This is a genomic window from Falsiroseomonas oryziterrae (assembly GCF_021864505.1).
Lineage (GTDB): Bacteria > Pseudomonadota > Alphaproteobacteria > Acetobacterales > Acetobacteraceae > Falsiroseomonas > Falsiroseomonas oryziterrae.
The window spans coordinates 1-1,235 of record NZ_JAKJIB010000587.1 but is presented as its reverse complement, the minus strand read 5'-3'; the positions used below and the strand labels follow the sequence as shown (position 1 = coordinate 1,235).

The following is a 1,235-nucleotide window of genomic DNA, read 5'->3' as shown; positions in this document are numbered from 1 at the left end:
TCGCGTACCAGACGATGCTGCAGCCAAGCAAGCGAAAGAAGAAGGAAGAGGCGAAGGCGGGCTGACGCCCGCCCCAGCGAAATCCCGGCGACAACGCTGCGCGTTGTCGCGGGGGCCCCGGATTGGCGCCGATCCTTCCGGCTCCGGTCCGCCTGCCTTGGCGAAGCCAAGGCAGGGCAGCGCGGGGCGGACGCGGAGAGCGGGCACGGGCCAACATCGCAACACAAGCCTGCCGGAAAGGGCTGCCCCGCAAGGGGCGGCCCTTTTCGTTTGGCGGGTGGCGGCGCAGGCTGCGGCCACGCGACGCGGGAGGATGGGCGATGGATCTGCGGCTGACGGGGAAGGTGGCGCTGGTGACGGGCGCCTCGGCCGGGCTGGGACGGGCCATCGCGACGATGCTGGCCGAGGAAGGCTGCCGGCTGGCGATCCTCGCACGGCGGCGGCACCTGCTGGAGGAGCTCGCCGCCACCCTGCCCGCCTCGGCCGAGCCGTTGATCGTGGTGGAGGACATCACCGCGGCGGGTGCCGCCGAGCGCACGCGCGACGCGGTGCTCGGGCATTTCGGGCGCTGCGACATCCTGGTGAACAATGCCGGCGGGAGCAGGCCGCAGACCGACCTCGGGCCGGAGGCGGTCTGGATGGAGTCGATGGAACTCAACTTCCACGCCGGGCGGCGGATGACGCACGCCTTCATCCCGGCGATGCAGGCCCAAAGGTTCGGGCGGATCGTGAACCTGACCGGGCAGGACGAGGTGCACAACATCAACGCCGCCAGCGCGCCGAACGGCGCGGTGCATATCTGGGCGAAGGCGCTGTCGCGCGTGCTGGGCCGCGACGGCATCACCGTGAACTGCGTGCCGCCGGGGCGCCTCCGCTCCGAGCAGATCGACCAGCGCATCCTGCCGACCGAGGAGGCGCGGCGCGCCTGGGCGGAGAAGGAGGTGCCGGTGGGCTATATCGGCGAGGCCGAGGATCTGGCGGTGCTGGTCGCGTTCCTGTGCTCGCCGCGGGCGCGCTACATCACGGGGCAGGTGGTGCATGTGGATGGCGGGACGCGGCGCTTTCCGCATTAGCTTTCCCCACGACGTTGCTGCGCGTCACGCCGGCGGCGCGCCTCGCAACAACGCCGCAGGGGCCCCATCGCCATCCCCACGACGTTGCTGCGCGTCGCGCCGGCGGCGCGCCTCGCAACAACGCCGCGGGGGCCCCGCATGGGTGCGTTTCCTGAGGTGATG

1 protein-coding gene is annotated in these 1,235 nt (G+C 71.8%); it reads left to right on the top strand.

All coding sequences use genetic code 11. The features are described 5' to 3' along the window. Positions 1–320 precede the first annotated feature (320 nt). Positions 321–1,073, top strand: a complete 753-nt coding sequence (locus tag L2I40_RS23405) for an SDR family NAD(P)-dependent oxidoreductase (RefSeq protein ID WP_237217754.1) — start codon at positions 321–323, stop codon at positions 1,071–1,073. The last annotated feature ends 162 nt before the right edge of the window (positions 1,074–1,235 follow it).